Below are 16,285 nucleotides of genomic sequence, written 5' to 3'. Positions count from 1 at the left end.
CACGCATGATCATTGCTATTGATGGGCCGGCAGCATCCGGCAAGGGAACTTTGGCCCGCCGAGTCGCTGCTGCTTTGGACTATGCCTATCTTGATACCGGCCTTTTATACCGGGCAACCGGGGCAAAGGTTTTGGCAATGGGGGGCGATCCCGATAACGCCGAAGTGGCGGTCGAGGCCGCGCAAAACTTGCAGCCCGACGATCTGGAAAACGAAGATTTGCGCGGTGAAGAAGTGGGTAATGCTGCGTCTCGTGTGGCGGCAATCCCGCAGGTTCGTGCGGTGTTGCTGGACTTTCAACGCCAGCTTGCAAAGACCCCGCCGGGCAAGCGTCATGGTGCCGTATTAGATGGCCGCGACATTGGCACGGTGGTGTGCCCCGAGGCCCCGATCAAGTTTTTTCTGACCGCCAGTGTTGCCGAACGGGCAAACCGACGGTTCAAACAGTTGCAGGAAAAAAATCCCGCTGCTATATACGAGCGCGTTCTCAACGAGCTTGAAGAACGGGACGCCCGCGACAGTGCCCGCGACGTTGCGCCGCTGAAGATGGCAGACAATGCGATCCATATTGATACGGACCGCTTGAATGCCGATGCAGTGTACAACGCCGTAATGGCGCATATTCGCACCCATATGGGAACGGATGACTGATCGGGGGTTGTTTCAAACCGTCAGGCGATAGAACCAGGCTATAAGGTGAACGACACTGTCGTTCGCCTTTTCGTGCATGTAAAACCCTTTGGGTTTGACAGGTGCCAGCCTGTTACATCATTTGGCAAAACCCGCCGTGATTTTACGGCAAGACCATCGGATACAACCGATTGGCCGGAATAGTGTCGATACTCGAAAGGAAGTCTGCTTAATGGCAACCGCTGAAGAAGCACAATTTACCACCGGCGAAAACTTCGCCGATCTGCTGGCCGAAACCCTTGGTTCTGAAGACGAGGGATTTGTTGGCCGCGTGATGACCGGTACGGTCGTCAAGAAAACCGACGATGATGCCATCGTTGACGTTGGTTTGAAATCTGAAGGCCGCGTACCGCTGAAAGAATTTGGTGCTGGTGAAGTCAGCATCGGTGACACCGTTGACGTTTACGTTGACCGTTACGAAAACAAGGACGGCCTGATCGTCCTGTCGCGTGAAAAAGCCCGTCGTGAAGAAGCCTGGGTCGAGCTGGAAAAACAGTTCAACGAAGGCAAGCGCGTCGATGGTACCATTTTCGGTCGCGTCAAGGGTGGTTTCACTGTTGATCTGTCAGGCGCCGTGGCATTCCTGCCGGGCAGCCAGGTTGACATCCGTCCGGTCCGTGACGTTACCCCGCTGATGAACAACCCGCAGCCGTTCCAGATCCTGAAAATGGATCGTTCGCGCGGTAACATCGTGGTTTCGCGTCGTGCAGTTCTTGAAGAAACCCGTGCTGAACAGCGTGCCGAACTGATCCAGAACCTCCAGGAAGGTCAGGTTCTTGACGGCGTTGTCAAAAACATCACCGATTACGGCGCATTCGTCGATCTCGGCGGCGTTGACGGCCTGTTGCACGTTACCGACATTGCCTGGAAGCGTATCAACCACCCGTCTGAAGCTCTTCAGATCGGCCAGACCGTCAAGGTTCAGGTTATCCGCTTCAACAGCGAAACCCAGCGTATCTCGCTTGGTATGAAGCAGCTTGAAGCTGATCCGTGGGAAGGTGTCGAAGCCAAATACCCGGTCGGTTCCAAGTTTGAAGGCCGCGTTACCAACATCACCGATTACGGCGCATTCGTCGAACTCGAAGCCGGTGTTGAAGGTCTGGTCCACGTTTCTGAAATGTCCTGGACCAAGAAAAACATCCACCCGGGCAAGATCGTTTCGACCTCGCAGGAAGTCGAAGTTATGGTCCTGGATGTTGACAGCCAGAAACGCCGCATTTCGCTTGGTCTCAAGCAGTGCACCTCTAACCCGTGGGACGCTTTCCTTGCCGCTCATCCGGTTGGCTCGGAAATCGAAGGCGAAGTCAAGAACATCACCGAATTCGGTCTGTTCATTGGCCTGCTCGGCGGTATCGACGGTATGGCTCACCTGTCCGATCTCTCGTGGGATCGTCCGGGCGAAGAAGTCATCAAGGAATACAAGAAGGGCGACGTCGTCAAAGCCAAGGTTCTTGACGTTGACGTTGAAAAAGAACGCATCTCGCTGGGCATCAAACAGCTCAACGAAGATCCGTTCAAAGAAGCTGCTTCGGGTATCAAGCGCGGTGACACCGTTACCTGTGAAATCATTGAAACCAATGACGGCGGCATCGAAGTTTCCGTTGGCGAAGGCGATCTGAAGGGCTTCATCCGCAAGGCTGAACTCGCACGTGATCGTTCGGACCAGCGTCCGGAACGTTTCGCTGTTGGCGAAAAAATCGACGCCCGTGTTGTTTCGGTTGATCGTAACTCGCGTAAGGTTTCTCTCTCGGTCAAGGCTCTTGAAGTCGCAGACGAGAAGAAAGCAATGGCGGATTACGGTTCGGCTGACAGCGGCGCATCGCTCGGTGATATTCTGGGTGAAGCACTGCGTAAAAAACAGCAGGACGCTGAATAAGCATCTGACGCTGAATAATTTGCCTCTCGGGGCGCAGAACGGGTCGTGCTTTGCACGGCCCGTTTTTGTTTTGGGATGTTGTAAGGTTTTTTATCTGTCATCATCGTGGATCAAAGGACGCTGCAAAAGCGTTAGCGAAGGTGAAAACGGGTAAAATTTTGCCCGAACAGGTTTTTCTGCTTGCCAAGCGGGGGAAGAGAAACCATTTGAAAAGGCACAGTTTTTGTTTTTCTTTCAATCAGGTAAGTAAACGTCAATGGCCCTTGATGCCGATTTCATTATTGATCGTCGCCGTTTGAAAAAGTCGATTCTGCGGTGGCGTGTGTTGGCTGTTGTTGCAATTCTGATTGCGATTGTGGTGGGCCTGGCCCGAAGCGGCGTTTTTACCGGCGCAACCGGCCCTTATATTGCCGAGGTTACGGTAGAAGGGGTTATCGCATCCGACCCGCTGATGCTGGCAGCACTTGATAAGCTCGAGCGCGATAATGACGCCGTTGGCGTGATTGTGCATATTGATAGCCCCGGTGGCACCATGGTGGGCGGCGAGGAACTTTACGAATCCTTGCGCCGCATTGGTCAAACCCGGCCAATCGTTGCCGAAATGGGCACGGTTGCCGCATCGGGCGGGTATATGACGGCCATTGCGGCTGATCATATTATTGCCCATCGTGGCACCGTTACCGGATCTATCGGGGTTATTTTTCAATCGATGAATGTGACAGCCGCGCTTGAAAAGCTGGGTGTCGAACCTGTGACGGTGAAAAGCGCACCGCTTAAAGCATCGCCAAATCCGTTTGAACCCGCAACCGACGAAGCCCGTAATGTAATGAAAGGCCTGATTTCTGACATGTTTAACGTGTTTGTCAGCATGGTTGCAGAACGGCGCGACATGACAGTGGAGCAGGTAACAACCCTGGCCGATGGCCGGGTTTATACCGGTCGGCAGGCTGTTGAAAATGGCCTGATCGATGAAATCGGCGGTCGTCGCGAGGCTTTGCACTGGTTGGAACAGAAAAAAGGCATTGCAGCGGATACGCCGGTTGTACCGATAAAAATTGAGGATCCCGATAGTTCGATCATTGTGGATCTGTTTAAGGGCAGCATCGGAAATATGCTGTCATCAGAGGGGCTTAAACTTGACGGGTTGCTAACTGTCTGGCACCCTTAAGAAAAGCGCCGACTTTCCAAAGCGTGAACCAAAGGTTGATACCCAACAACTGCGTAACCGAACTGGATGGGGCTTGAATATGACGAAATCAGAACTGATCGCCCGGTTGGCCGAATTAAACCCGCATCTTTACCAGCGGGATGTTGAACGGATTGTCGCCACCATTTTTGATGAAATCACCGAAGCGCTGGCGCGCGGTGATCGTGTCGAATTGCGTGGGTTTGGCGCTTTTTCAGTCAAAGACCGTGAATCGCGTGTCGGGCGTAACCCGCGCACCGGCGAGGCCGTCCCCGTAAGCGAGAAAAAAGTGCCGTATTTCAAAACCGGCAAACAGCTGCGCGAACGGTTAAACTAAAACCGGCTTTAGGCACAAAGCCCGGAATGGCGCGAACCCGTTGATCAAACGGGTTATGCCGCCTTTGCCCCGACATGTGTGTTAAGGTTATGTGGGTGTTGCCGGTGTCACTGGTTTCACCGGTTCCGTTACATGGGCGTTTTCCGGCCATGGTGGTGCCTGCTGTTGTGATGTGCTCCATACTGCAAGCGTAAGGATCTCGCCATTTTTACGATGGATTGTTCCTTAAACCGGCAGGTTCACACAACATCGGTAACAGGCATAAATGGCTGGCTATATGTGCCCATGTGGTGATTATGCGGTTGGTACAGCACCGGTTTTGCCACGAGCCATGCCCGTATGGCTGGCAAAAAGGTTGGCCGTCGTTATTGACGATATATTGAACCGGTCAGGGTGCCGATGACGGTTCTGGCATGTCGCCGTAACCTGGCAGACAGGGCTGGCACCGTAAAGCAGGAGGTTGAGTTGCGCGTTCTTTACTGGATCATCGCCATTCCGTTGACGATCTTGATCACGATTTTTGCTGTGGCTAACCGCCAGGTCACAACCCTGTCGTTGTGGCCATTGCCCTTTGAAATGGACCTGCCGCTGTTTGTGCCGGTCCTGGGGGCGCTGCTGCTGGGCCTGCTGATCGGATTGTTGTTTGAATGGTTGCTGACCGGAAAACATCGCCGTGCCAATCGCAAAATGGAATCGGAACTAACCCGCATTCGTCGCCAGCAGGAAGCTGCCCGTGAAGAAGAGCGTACGGCCATTGCCAGTCAGAAATCATCGGGTTTGCCCCCGGCGGTCAATGCCGACTCGAAAGCGGATAAAACCAACACAGCGCCGGTGCAACCTGCTGGCGTGTGAGTGTAGCCATATCTGGCTGATCACGGCACGGGTTATATCTGGCAGCGTGCTGATTTGCTGGATAGATAATCAAAGGCGGTTTCCGGTAACGGGGCCGCTTTTTTGATTTTGGGCCGGTTTAATCGCCGGAATTGGGCCAAAAGGAATGGTTTTTAAGTACCGAATCGACTAAAGCCTGTGTCACCCGATATCTGTGAAGCGCCAGAGGGCAGGTTCTGAGGATGTGTCGGGGTTCGCTTGGTCAGTTTTCGGTTGTGGTCGGGGCAGCTGTTTAACGGTGTGCCATTTCGTGCGGCCAGATCGCCCGAACGAACTTTCGGCATATTACGCTGCCCCTGTGTAACTCATCACCGCATCGGCCCCGTATCATTTGCCAACCGGAGGATGCCATGACCGCTCAACTTTCCCAGATTGCTGCGAAAGACCGCATTTTTTGCGCCATCGACACTACCGATCTGGATCACGCGATTGATCTGGCGACAAAGCTTTCAGGTGTTATTGGCGGGGCGAAACTGGGCAAAGAATTTTTTGCCGCCCACGGCCCACAGGGTGTGAAGGCTGTTGCCGCCGCCGGTATGCCGGTTTTTCTTGATGTCAAATATCACGACATTCCCAATACGGTTGCCGGGGCCATTCGCGCGGTGACGCCGCTTGGTTTGAAAATCGTCAATGTGCATGCCGCTGGCGGGCAAGAAATGATGAAACGTGCGGGCGAAGCCGCGCGGGAAGCCGCCGACAAGGCCGGGGTGGCGGCCCCGTGGGTGATTGCTGTTACGATTTTAACCAGCCTGGACCAAAACGATTTGGACGAGATCGGTTTGCGCGGCCCACTGGGCGAACGGGTGGTTAAAATGGCCGAGCTGACACAAAAATCGGGTCTGGATGGTGTTGTGTGTTCGGCCCGGGAGATTGAGCCGGTTCGCGCCGCCTGCGGCCCTGATTTTAAACTGATAACGCCCGGCATTCGTCCGGCATGGGCCAGTAGCGATGATCAGAAACGCATCGTTACCCCGTATGATGCCGTGGCACGGGGATCTGATATTCTTGTGATTGGCCGTCCGATTACCACGGCCGATGACCCGGTTGCCGCAGCACAGCGCATTGTTGACGAACTGGGTTAATTAATCCGTCGTACCGAAGACAGTAAACCCGCCGTGATCATGCAGGCCCGCATTACCCGATGCGGGCCTGTTTTTTGATAAAGCCGGGAATATTGGCAGGGGTAATAATGTGAATATCGCTGGGCGGGGCAATTGCGGTTTCGGGCAATAAGCGGTGCCACGCCATGATATGATGGCAGGCGGTACGCATGTCCTGTCGTAAATCGTGATGCAATACGGCGCTTAGCTTGCCTTGTTGCAACAGGGTTATGTTTTCCGAATCGAGATCATGGGCAATATAAACCTGCGGCGTAAGCCCGTGATCGGTCAGTGTTTGTAAAATCGCCCGGTTACCACCCCCCATTGAATAAACTGCCTGAATGTTGCGGCAATCCTCAATCATGCTTTCCATGCGTCGGGCGGTATCGCTATCAAGCCCGGCACCGCCACTGGCATCAATAATGGGTCGGTTAGGGGCCAGCTTTGCCATCGCGGTAACAAAGCCTGCCTTGCGGGATTCCTCGCCCCGAAAATGCTCGTCGCTCATTGTTATAACAACCGGGCCGGTTTGGGCTGTGGCGGCCAATGTGGATGGCAAAAAATGATGGATCAAATAGGCGGCCGTTTCGCCTGCGGCGTAGTTGTTTGCCCCGGCATAGGCCACATGCGGGGCGTCGGGGATGTCAGTGAAAATGGTGACAACGGGAATATTGCGCGCGCCAAGTTCGGCCATTGCGGTGCGAATATCAGGTTGGTCTTGCGCCTTAAGCAACACCCCCTGGCTCCCGCGTTTGCCAATGCGGTTCAGAATGGCAACAATGTCGCCCGCGCGCATCCGTTCCTGCATCATATAGCGCGGGCGGACAACAGCGGGGTGCAGGCTGGGCAGTTCGGCCTCCAGCGCGTTACGAATTTCGCGGCTAAAGCGTGTCGGGGCTTCGACAACCACATCAATAAACAACTGTCGCCCACGTGCGGCCAACTGGCCTTCCAGGGATGTCAGTTCATCAATGGCATCGTGAACCCGGCGCTGCGTTTGCGCGCTGACATTGGCCCGCCGGTTCAATACCCGGTCAACGGTTGCGGTGCCAAGTCCGGCCTGACGGGCAATTTCCTTGATCGGAAAGCGATGGGTCATGGATCCTCCATTGATGTATTTTTGATGGATTCCAAACCTCAACGCAAAGCATTTTCGCAGTAGCCTTCCTGGGTTGGCGGGCGCATGAACGATCCGCCGCTACCCGGAGGAAACAGCGATGACCCCAGTGGAAAAAATGCACCGCCAAATGGCGAACCGGCATCAGGTTGCGGGCTATTACCGTGAAGCGGACTGCAAAACCGACGATTTGTTAGCTTTGCTGGCACGCGAAACCGTTGCCCGTGATGTTCCCCATGCCAGCGACATCATCAAAAACGTGCCGGTTTATGCGGGCGATAGGCTGCGCGAATTGCAAGGCAACCCGCAGGCCCGCCACGCTGTGATGGCGGAATGGGCACGGGTGATGATGGAGGGGGCCGGGGTTTTGGTTATTGCCGGGGCCTATGATGATGGGACCGTGATTGATGCTGCGACTGCTGAGTATGCGGGCATTATTGCCGATGAAAAAGCCGTCAATGGTATCGCCGCTGACCATTTTGCCACGGCCGGTGCCAATGACCGGATCTGGAATTCGTTGCAAAAGCTGTGTTTGCGCGCACCCGATGTGTTTGCCCGTTATTTTGGTAACCCGGTCATTGAAATGGTATGCGAAGCATGGCTGGGACCAAATTACCAGATGACAGCACAGGTTAATCTGGTGCGACCGGGCGGGCAGGCGCAACAGGCGCATCGTGATTATCATCTGGGGTTTCAAACCGTGGATGAATGCGAAAAATACCCGGCTCATGTGCATCATTTATCGCCGGTATTAACCTTGCAGGGGGCTGTCGCCCATTGCGACATGCCGGTTGAAAGCGGGCCAACATTGCTGTTGCCGTTTTCGCAAAGTTACGCCGAAGGCTATCTTGCGTGGCGACGCCAGGATTTTCGCGATCTGTTTCATGCCCGCCATATTCAGTTACCGTTAAAAAAGGGCGATGCACTGTTTTTTAACCCGGCTTTGTTTCATGCGGCGGGAACCAATTTTAGCGCCGACATTCAACGCATGGCAAATTTGCTTCAGGTATCCTCGGCCTATGGCCGCGCGATGGAGGCCATAGACCGCACTGCGATGTGCAAAGCGCTTTATCCTGTTTTACAGGCCACATTGCAGGCAGGAAATGTGGGGCAAGATGGGTTAAATGCCGCCATCGCTGCCTGTGCCGAGGGATATTCGTTTCCCACCAATCTTGATATTGATCCGCCGGTTGGCGGGCTGGCACCGGAAACGCAAAACCGGCTGTTTCATCGTGCCCTGGCCGAAAATATGACGAGCGCACAGTTCGAAAATGCGTTGAGCGCGCAACAGGCCCGCCAGAAACCCTGATTTCATGGCGTGATATTGACCGGGTGTAAAAGCATGAAAAGGACACGTGGAATGAAACGCCATGAACAAAGCTGTGCTGTCATTATTGGGGGCACACAGGGGCTGGGTTATGCGATTGCCAAACGCCTGCTTGCCGAAGGCTGTAGCAAAATGGTGATTGCGGGGCGCAACCGGCATCGCGGCGAAGACGCTGTCAAAAGCCTTGCCTCCCATGCAGGTATTGATGTTGCCTTTGTTGCAACCGATCTTGCCGACCCGGATGCCTGTAAGGCCCTGATTGATGGCGCGGTATCGCGCATGGGGCGGGTAAATGTTTTGTTAAATGCGGGCGCATCAACCGAACGCGGATCGTTGCGCGATACCACCCAGGCCCAGTTCGATGACATGATGGCGATTAATGCCCGCGGTCCGTTTTTTGCCATGCAGGCCTTTGCCAACCATGCCATTGCCGGTGGTTACGCGGCATCGTGTGTGAATATTCTAAGCATGTCGCACTATTGCGGGCAGTCCTTTTTGGCACCCTATGCCGCATCCAAGGCGGCCCTTGCAACCCTGACCAAAAATGCTGCCCAGGCCCTGCGCCACAAACATTTGCGGTTTAACGGCATTGCGTGCGGCTGGATGGATACACCGGGCGAAGATGCCATTCAGCGCCGCTATCATGGTGCGGGGGATGACTGGCTCGCAAAGGCGGAGGCCGAACAACCCTTTGGCAAGCTGGTGAAACCCGATGAAGTTGCCGGGCTGGCGGCATATCTTTTGGCTGCCGAATCGGGTGTGATGACCGGGGCGATCATTGATTATGATCAGTTTGTTTCAGGCGCGTATCCGGAATGAGTGCGTCTTTGGCCTTGATCTGTTTGGCGAACAGATTGGCAGGATGGTTAATTCCCGGGCATGTTTTTGATATTTGCCGAATTTGCATAGATTCTATGCGTAGAAAGCGATAGTTCCCGGCGGTCTTTGCAGGCAAGTTTGAATCGGTTCAGAGATGTTCTGACGGTGCGGTGTTCGCGATCAGCGAGGCACCGCCTTTTTCGTTTTTAGCCGGTTTTGCCGCAATCAGATGGTGTTTGATGTCAAAAACTGAATTTCGTCAGGGCTTTTTTGCCCGCCTACCCATTCTTGCATTGGCGATGGCATCGTTTGGCATCGGCACAACCGAATTTGTGATTATGGGCCTGTTGCCCGATGTTGCCAGTGATCTGGGGGTAAGCATTCCCAGTGCCGGGCTTCTGGTAACCGGTTATGCGCTGGGCGTAACGTTTGGCTCGCCCTTTCTGGCGATTGGTACGGCCAAAATGGAACGCCGGCGGGTTTTGCTGTTTTTGGTATTGTTGTTTCTGGTGGGCAACATCCTGTGCGCCATTGCGCCAAACTATGCCTTCCTGATGGTGGCGCGCGTGATTACCGCGTTGGGGCATGGCGCGTTTTTTGGTTTGGGCTCGGTGGTGGCAGCCGGGCTGGTGCCGCCCCATAAACGGGTGCAGGCCGTCGCCCTGATGTTTTCCGGGCTCACATTGGCCAATGTTTTGGGCGTGCCGTTTGGGACCGCATTGGGCCAGGCCTTTGGCTGGCGTTCTACATTCTGGGCGGTGGTCGCCATTGGGGTGGTTGCTTTTGCTGCCCTTTACATCTTTGTCCCGCGTAACATAAAGGCCGAAGGCAGCAGCCTTCTGGCCGAGGCCCGTGCGTTGGGCAAAGTGCAGGTTATTCTGGCAATGGCGTTAAGTGTTTTGGCATCGGCCAGTTTGTTTAGCGTCTTTACCTATATCACCCCGATTCTGACCCAGATTACCGGCGTTTCAGCTCAAAATGTGACGCTGGTTCTGTTGCTGTTTGGCGTTGGCTTGACGGTGGGTAATTTTGTCGGTGGCCGATTGGGCGACTGGCGTTTGATGCCTGCCATCATCGTCACCTTCATCGCCCTTGTGCTGGTGTTGATGATGCTGACCGAAACGATTTATCAGGTCTGGCCTGCCATTGTGTCGATCTTTGTGTGGGGCGTGGTGATGTTTGCCCTGGTGTCGCCCTTGCAAATCCGGGTGGTAAACGAGGCCACTGGCGCGCCGAACCTGGCATCCACCCTTAATCAGGGTGCGTTTAACCTTGGCAACGCTGCCGGGGCGTGGCTGGGCGGTTTGGCAATTACGGCCGGTGTCAGTTATGCACAAATTCCGTGGATCGGCGCCATTATTGCGGTTGTCGGGCTGGCGGTTGCCATACTGTCTTATATTCTGGATCGTAAAACAGTGATGGGTGGAGAAACGCCTGTTGGTGCGTAATCATTTCAGGCGCTTGATTTTATAAAAACGGCCCGCTGCCATAATCATAATGCGCGGGCCGTTTTTTGTCTGACGCCGACAGGCTAGGGGTGATCAGGCAAATGCAGTTGCCAGGCTGTGCCAATAGGCCCCGATCATATCGCCATATTGTTCGATGATCAGTTTGATTGAAATGGCGATAGAGACAAACACCAGAAGCGGGCGCACCAGTTTGGCCCCAATTTTCATTACCATGTGCGAGCCAATGGTCGCGCCAATGACTTGCCCCACCGCCATGGCAAGGCCGATTTCCCAAACCACCTCGCCGCCAACAATAAAGGTGGCAAGCGATGCGACGTTGGCAACGAAGTTTAAAACCTTGGTGTGGGCGGTGGCCTTGGTCAAATTGAAGCCCAGCAGGGCAACAAAGGCGATGGAAAAAAACGACCCGGTACCGGGGCCAAAAAAGCCGTCATAAAAGCCAATGCCAAAACCCGCAGTAAAGGCAAACAGGGTTTTGCCGATTTTTTGGTGGGCATCAATATCGCTGGCGCGCGGGGAAAACAGAAAATAAAGAGCAATGGCGATCAAAAGCCCCGGCAGCAATGTCATGAGAATGCCGGGATCGATCATCTGGATCAGGGTAGTGCCCAGGACGGACCCAAGCAGGGTCAGAATAATGGCCAGCACCATATCACCGGGATTAACCAGCCCGCGCCGCATGAAATTGATCGAGGCGGAAAAACTGCCGCAGCTGCTTTGCAGTTTGTTGGTTGCCAGGGCCTGGGTTGGGGTAATGCCCGCCCATAACAGGGCGGGGATGCAGATAAGGCCGCCCCCGCCTGCAATGGAGTCGACAAACCCGGCAATCAAAGCCACGGCAAACAGGATCAACAGCAGATCGACGCCAAATTCCATGCGAATGTTCCGATATTTTGTGCGATAGATTGAAAAACGTTGGCAGCATAAGCAGTTCTGCGATTTCTGCCATTTATTCTTTGTCACGATGACAATTCGGGAATTGTTTTTGGTGTGACGTTTGCCAAAACGACCGGGCACGACTAGATATTGCCCTGCCTGATCAGATAACCCGTTACGAGGTCGAAATGCCCGAATTGCCAGAAGTGGAAACAGTTTGCCGGGGCCTTGCCCCGGTTATGGAAGGGCATGTGCTGGCATCTGTTGTTCAGCGTCGGCCAAATTTGCGAACGCCGTTTCCCGATGATTTCGTTGGGCGTTTGACCGGACGCCGAATCGACCAGCTTACCCGTCGCGCCAAATATGTTGTCGCCTATCTGGATGACGGACAGGTGTTGTTGATCCATCTGGGTATGTCGGGGCGCATGACGGTGATTGAACCAGGCGCGGGTGTGTTGCCAGATGCAGGCAAACATGACCATGTCGACTTTGTTATGGAAACCGGTGTTTTGGTCCGGTTTAATGACCCCAGGCGTTTTGGTCTGATGGCCCTTTCGCATGTTGATGAATTGGCGACGCATCCGATGCTGGCGGGAATTGGCCCGGAACCGTTGGGGAACCAGTTTAATTCCCACATGCTGGCCGAAGCCCTGGCAAAACGGAAAAGCCCGATCAAAACCACGCTTTTGGATCAACGCCTGGTGGCGGGGCTTGGCAATATATATGTGTGTGAGGCGTTGTTTCGTTCGCGAATTGATCCGTTACGCGCGGCCAACAGCCTGAGCCTGTCGGAAATAGACCTGTTATATCGCGAGATTCGCGACGTTCTGGAAGATGCGATCAAGGCAGGCGGGTCATCGTTGCGCGATCATCGCCAGGCCAATGGTGAATTGGGTTATTTTCAGCATAACTTTCGTATTTATGGTCGCGAAGGCGAACCATGCATTACCCCGGAATGTGATGGCACAGTGGGCCGGCTGGTTCAGGGGGGGCGGTCGACATTTTTTTGTGGCAAATGCCAGCATTAAGACGGGCGGGCCTGTCATACCGCCGGTGATGCAAGATTGCAGGGCATGATTGTGGCCTTAATGACGATTTTGGGCAGGAATGTTGCCTGTTATCGCTAAAATCGGTAAAACGGTATGTAATTATGGTTTCAGGCGGTGGACCAGCCGGAATGGCAGAAAATCGCAGTTTGAAAAGGATTCCCCATGACGTACGAAAACATCATTGCCGAAGTTAAAGGCAATGTCGGTTTGATCACCCTGAACCGGCCCAAGGCATTGAACGCCCTTTGTGACGCGTTAATTGCCGATCTGGCGGCAGCCCTTGATGATTTCGAATCCGACGAGTCGGTTCGGGCTATCGTCATTACCGGGTCGGAAAAGGCCTTTGCCGCAGGGGCCGACATCAAGGAAATGATCGATCGCGATTATATGGATGTCTATAAATCCGATTTTATCACCAAGGGCTGGACCCGGATGGCGGCCTGCCGCAAGCCGACCATTGCCGCCGTTGGCGGGTTCGCACTGGGTGGTGGCTGCGAACTGGCGATGAGTTGCGATATCATGATTGCGGCGGATACAGCCAAATTTGGCCAGCCTGAAATCACCATTGGCACGATCCCCGGTGCCGGTGGTACCCAGCGTTTGACCCGTGCCATTGGCAAGGCCAAAGCGATGGAAATGTGCCTGACCGGGCGCATGATGGATGCCGAGGAAGCCGAACGTTCCGGGCTTGTAGCCCGCGTTGTACCTGCCGACTCGCTGATTGATGAAGCAATGAAGCTGGCTGACAAGATCGCATCTTTCTCGGCCCCGGTGGCAATGAAGGTCAAGGAAAGTGTTAATAAGGCGTTTGAGACGACTCTGGCGGAAGGGCTGATGTTTGAGCGTCGCGAATTTCATTCGACCTTTGCCCTGGAAGACCGGGCCGAGGGAATGAAAGCGTTTGGCGAGAAACGTAAACCCGAATTCAAGCACCGCTAGACCTGTTTGAACCGGTGATTCTGACCCTTGAGTCAGAAAGTACCGGAAAACGCGGCTTAGGGCGGTATCGGGGGTTGACGACCCCTTGGGACGGAGCTATAAGCCGCGCTCCGAATTACGTAACATTTTTGTTTTAAGAGACAGGTTCGCAATGGCTCATCATAAATCGGCCAAGAAGCGCATTATCCGTAACGAAGCCCGCGCTGTTGTTAACGGTGCACGTATCAGCCGTATTCGTACCTACGTTAAGCGGGTCGAAGTCGCGCTGCAGGTTGGCGACAAGGATGCCGCTCTGGCTGCTTTGAAAATTGCCGAGCCGGAAATGGCGCGTGGCGCGCAACTGGGTGTTCTTCATAAAAACACCGTTGCTCGCAAAGTATCGCGTTTGACCGCTCGCATCAAAGCGCTCTAATTTTATCCTTCGGGATGGCGAGTCGAAGGCCGCGTTTCTTGCGCGGCCTTTTCGCTGCCGGAATTCCGGAAATTCACCTTTCGTTCTTTGATTGCGAAGGTGGAAAAATCGCGCAATTCCGCGAACGTTTTGAGGCCGAAACCCTTTTAACGTTCTGTTAAAGATCGCCTTGCCTGATGCCTGACGCATCAGTACAGTGTTCCGACTTCGATCGCGATTCCACATCGCGAATAATGAAGAACGAAAAACAAGGGCGCGAGTACGCTTCCATTTTCTTGTAGCAATACAGGCGTGTTGGTCATTTTCGATCAACGCGGCAATGCTTTTTACTGTATTGCGTTGGGAAACTGGCGTCGGGATTTTATGCAACAGCGGGGAAAGGTCTTGAAAGTGCAGCACGCCGTAAGGGGAGCACAGTTTAGCGCCGGTAACTCCGAGGGTAATGCTCCCGGCAGCCAGCAGGCAGCACTGGAAGATCATATTGTGGCAACCTGGAAAAATGTGCGCGAGAAACTGCGCGGTGAATTTGGGGCAACGGCCTATCGATACTGGCTGGAGCCGGTAGCACTGATTACGGTCGAGGCAGGTGTTGCCCGCCTTGGTGCGCCCAACCGGGCCATGCGTGACTGGGTGTCGCAGCATTATCTGGACCGGATTCAGGCGTTCTGGCATGCCGAAGATCCCAATGTTCACTTTGTCGAGGTGGTGGTGGCAACACCCGAAGGTGCGACAGAGCAGACAGCAGGCCGGGCAGCCCGGCAGGATGAAAGCACACATGCCGCAACCTCGCCGGTGCATAACGAACCGGCACAGGCCAATCCGCGTTATACAGCCGCAAATTATGATGCCCCCGGCGCGCGCAAGGCCCCGTGCCAGCCTGCACCGGTTTCTGCCGGGCAGCATATGTCGCATCCGCCGGCAGGCCGCGGTGCAATTGGCAGCATGGCCGATGATGGCATCAGCGCAGCCCTTGATCCGCGATATACCTTTGATAACTTCGTGATTGGCAAGCCGAACGAATTTGCCTATGCCGCCGCCCGCCGGTTGGCCGAGGCCGAATCGGTGCCGTTTAATCCGCTGTTTTTGTATGGTGGTGTCGGTTTGGGTAAAACCCACCTGATGCACGCCATTGCATGGCACATTCGCCGTACCCAGCCGCATCGTACCGTTATTTACCTGTCGGCCGAAAAGTTCATGTATCGGTTTATTCGGGCGTTGCGCGATAAAAACACGGTCGATTTCAAGGATCAGTTCCGCTCGGTCGATGTGCTGATGGTCGATGACGTTCAGTTCATTTCGGGCAAGGACTCGACACAGGAAGAGTTTTTCCACACCTTCAATGCACTGGTTGATCAGGGTCGCCAGATTATTGTTTCGGCTGACAAGTCGCCATCTGATCTTGAAGATATCGAAGAACGCCTGCGCTCGCGTCTCGGGTCGGGTTTGGTGGCGGATATTCATGCGACCACGTACGAATTGCGTTTGGGCATTCTTGAATCGAAAGCCGAACGTCAGCGCGTGGAATTGCCCCAGCGGGTGATGGAATTTCTGGCCCACAAAATTACGGCCAACGTTCGCGAACTGGAAGGCGCATTAAACCGCGTTATTGCCCATTCGCAACTTGTCGGCCGCGAGATCGGGCTGGAGATGGTGCAGGATGTATTGCATGACGTGCTGCGCGCATCTGAACGCCGGGTAACGATTGAAGAAATTCAAAAACGTGTTGCCGAACATTTTAATATCAAGGTTTCCGACATGCATTCGGCGCGTCGCGCGCGGGCGGTTGCCCGGCCACGTCAGGTGGCGATGTATCTTTCAAAACAGCTGACCACCCATTCCCTGCCCGAGATCGGCCGTAAATTTGGCGGGCGCGACCATACGACCGTGATGCACGCGGTACGCAAGGTGGAAGAATTGCACACCACTGATCCGTCGCTTTCCGAGGATATCGATTTGTTGCGGCGCATGCTGGAAAGCTGATCTCGCGATACAGGGGTGTATTTTATAAAACCGGCGACAGGGCGTTGGCCCCATTGTGTCGCCGGTTTTTATTTTGCACCAAACTTTGATCGTTGTGATGGGCCTTGTTAAGGAAACCGTGTTTTAAACCGGCCGTCGGGCGAAAGTTTTTTGAGAGGCGGGGATGCGATTTGTGCCCGGTCATGGTGCTGAAAACCGCAGAAAACCGGGGCTTGTTT

15 protein-coding genes are annotated in these 16,285 nt (G+C 54.4%); 13 read left to right on the top strand and 2 right to left on the bottom strand.

The window, feature by feature from the left end:
- Nucleotides 1–5 precede the first annotated feature (5 nt).
- The 6 genes from cmk (at nucleotide 6) to pyrF (ending at nucleotide 6,061) form a co-directional block, all read left to right on the top strand.
- Nucleotides 6–650, top strand: a complete 645-nt coding sequence (gene cmk / locus J4E05_RS22725; protein WP_349600461.1) for a (d)CMP kinase — start codon at nucleotides 6–8, stop codon at nucleotides 648–650.
- A gap of 211 nt (nucleotides 651–861) precedes the next feature.
- Entirely contained in the window at nucleotides 862–2,565 is a 1,704-nt protein-coding gene (gene rpsA, locus J4E05_RS22720; protein WP_085587615.1) for a 30S ribosomal protein S1, read from the top strand.
- 256 nt (nucleotides 2,566–2,821) lie between these two features.
- Nucleotides 2,822–3,733: a signal peptide peptidase SppA gene (gene sppA / locus J4E05_RS22715; RefSeq protein ID WP_349600458.1), complete on the top strand. Its 912-nt coding sequence runs from the start codon at nucleotides 2,822–2,824 to the stop codon at nucleotides 3,731–3,733.
- A 49-nt stretch (nucleotides 3,734–3,782) separates the two neighbouring features.
- Nucleotides 3,783–4,088, top strand: a complete 306-nt coding sequence (ihfB, locus tag J4E05_RS22710) for an integration host factor subunit beta (protein WP_256376729.1) — start codon at nucleotides 3,783–3,785, stop codon at nucleotides 4,086–4,088.
- Nucleotides 4,089–4,487: 399 nt separating this feature from the next.
- The gene (locus tag J4E05_RS22705) at nucleotides 4,488–4,940 is read left to right on the top strand and encodes a lipopolysaccharide assembly protein LapA domain-containing protein (protein ID WP_246832810.1); all 453 of its coding nucleotides are present in this window, start codon (nucleotides 4,488–4,490) and stop codon (nucleotides 4,938–4,940) included.
- A gap of 389 nt (nucleotides 4,941–5,329) precedes the next feature.
- Nucleotides 5,330–6,061, top strand: a complete 732-nt coding sequence (gene pyrF / locus J4E05_RS22700; protein WP_349600453.1) for an orotidine-5'-phosphate decarboxylase — start codon at nucleotides 5,330–5,332, stop codon at nucleotides 6,059–6,061.
- A 52-nt stretch (nucleotides 6,062–6,113) separates the two neighbouring features.
- Here the strand turns inward: pyrF and J4E05_RS22695 are convergent, their stop codons facing one another.
- A complete protein-coding gene (locus J4E05_RS22695; protein ID WP_349600450.1) occupies nucleotides 6,114–7,178 on the bottom strand; it encodes a LacI family DNA-binding transcriptional regulator in 1,065 nt (354 codons plus the stop codon).
- A gap of 118 nt (nucleotides 7,179–7,296) precedes the next feature.
- Here J4E05_RS22695 and J4E05_RS22690 point away from each other — a divergent pair, with 118 nt between their 5' ends.
- The 3 genes from J4E05_RS22690 to J4E05_RS22680 all read left to right on the top strand — a co-directional run bounded on the left by J4E05_RS22690 (nucleotide 7,297) and on the right by J4E05_RS22680 (nucleotide 10,790).
- Entirely contained in the window at nucleotides 7,297–8,505 is a 1,209-nt protein-coding gene (locus J4E05_RS22690; protein ID WP_349600447.1) for a phytanoyl-CoA dioxygenase family protein, read from the top strand.
- Between the two features lie 51 nt (nucleotides 8,506–8,556).
- Nucleotides 8,557–9,342 (top strand): SDR family oxidoreductase, encoded by a 786-nt coding sequence (locus J4E05_RS22685; protein ID WP_349600443.1) that lies wholly within the window; start codon nucleotides 8,557–8,559, stop codon nucleotides 9,340–9,342.
- A 239-nt stretch (nucleotides 9,343–9,581) separates the two neighbouring features.
- Nucleotides 9,582–10,790 (top strand): MFS transporter, encoded by a 1,209-nt coding sequence (locus tag J4E05_RS22680; protein WP_349600440.1) that lies wholly within the window; start codon nucleotides 9,582–9,584, stop codon nucleotides 10,788–10,790.
- Nucleotides 10,791–10,883: 93 nt separating this feature from the next.
- Here J4E05_RS22680 and J4E05_RS22675 read toward each other — a convergent pair whose 3' ends face one another.
- A complete protein-coding gene (locus J4E05_RS22675; protein WP_349600437.1) occupies nucleotides 10,884–11,687 on the bottom strand; it encodes a TSUP family transporter in 804 nt (267 codons plus the stop codon).
- Nucleotides 11,688–11,875: 188 nt separating this feature from the next.
- On the opposite strand from J4E05_RS22675, the gene mutM reads away from it, so the two are divergent.
- The 4 genes from mutM (at nucleotide 11,876) to dnaA (ending at nucleotide 16,067) form a co-directional block, all read left to right on the top strand.
- Nucleotides 11,876–12,715, top strand: coding sequence for a bifunctional DNA-formamidopyrimidine glycosylase/DNA-(apurinic or apyrimidinic site) lyase (gene mutM, locus J4E05_RS22670; protein WP_085587624.1), 840 nt, complete (start codon nucleotides 11,876–11,878; stop codon nucleotides 12,713–12,715).
- A 183-nt stretch (nucleotides 12,716–12,898) separates the two neighbouring features.
- Complete coding sequence (locus J4E05_RS22665; protein ID WP_349600434.1) at nucleotides 12,899–13,675, top strand: enoyl-CoA hydratase; 777 nt, start codon at nucleotides 12,899–12,901, stop codon at nucleotides 13,673–13,675.
- Between the two features lie 151 nt (nucleotides 13,676–13,826).
- Nucleotides 13,827–14,087: a 30S ribosomal protein S20 gene (rpsT, locus tag J4E05_RS22660; protein WP_085584349.1), complete on the top strand. Its 261-nt coding sequence runs from the start codon at nucleotides 13,827–13,829 to the stop codon at nucleotides 14,085–14,087.
- 390 nt (nucleotides 14,088–14,477) lie between these two features.
- Nucleotides 14,478–16,067, top strand: coding sequence for a chromosomal replication initiator protein DnaA (gene dnaA, locus J4E05_RS22655; protein WP_503012363.1), 1,590 nt, complete (start codon nucleotides 14,478–14,480; stop codon nucleotides 16,065–16,067).
- Nucleotides 16,068–16,285: the final 218 nt, after the last annotated feature.

The organism is Thalassospira sp. NFXS8 (genome assembly GCF_040148805.1).
Taxonomy (GTDB): domain Bacteria; phylum Pseudomonadota; class Alphaproteobacteria; order Rhodospirillales; family Thalassospiraceae; genus Thalassospira.
Note: the sequence above shows the minus strand (reverse complement) of the source record. Positions and strands in the feature narration are given on the sequence as shown.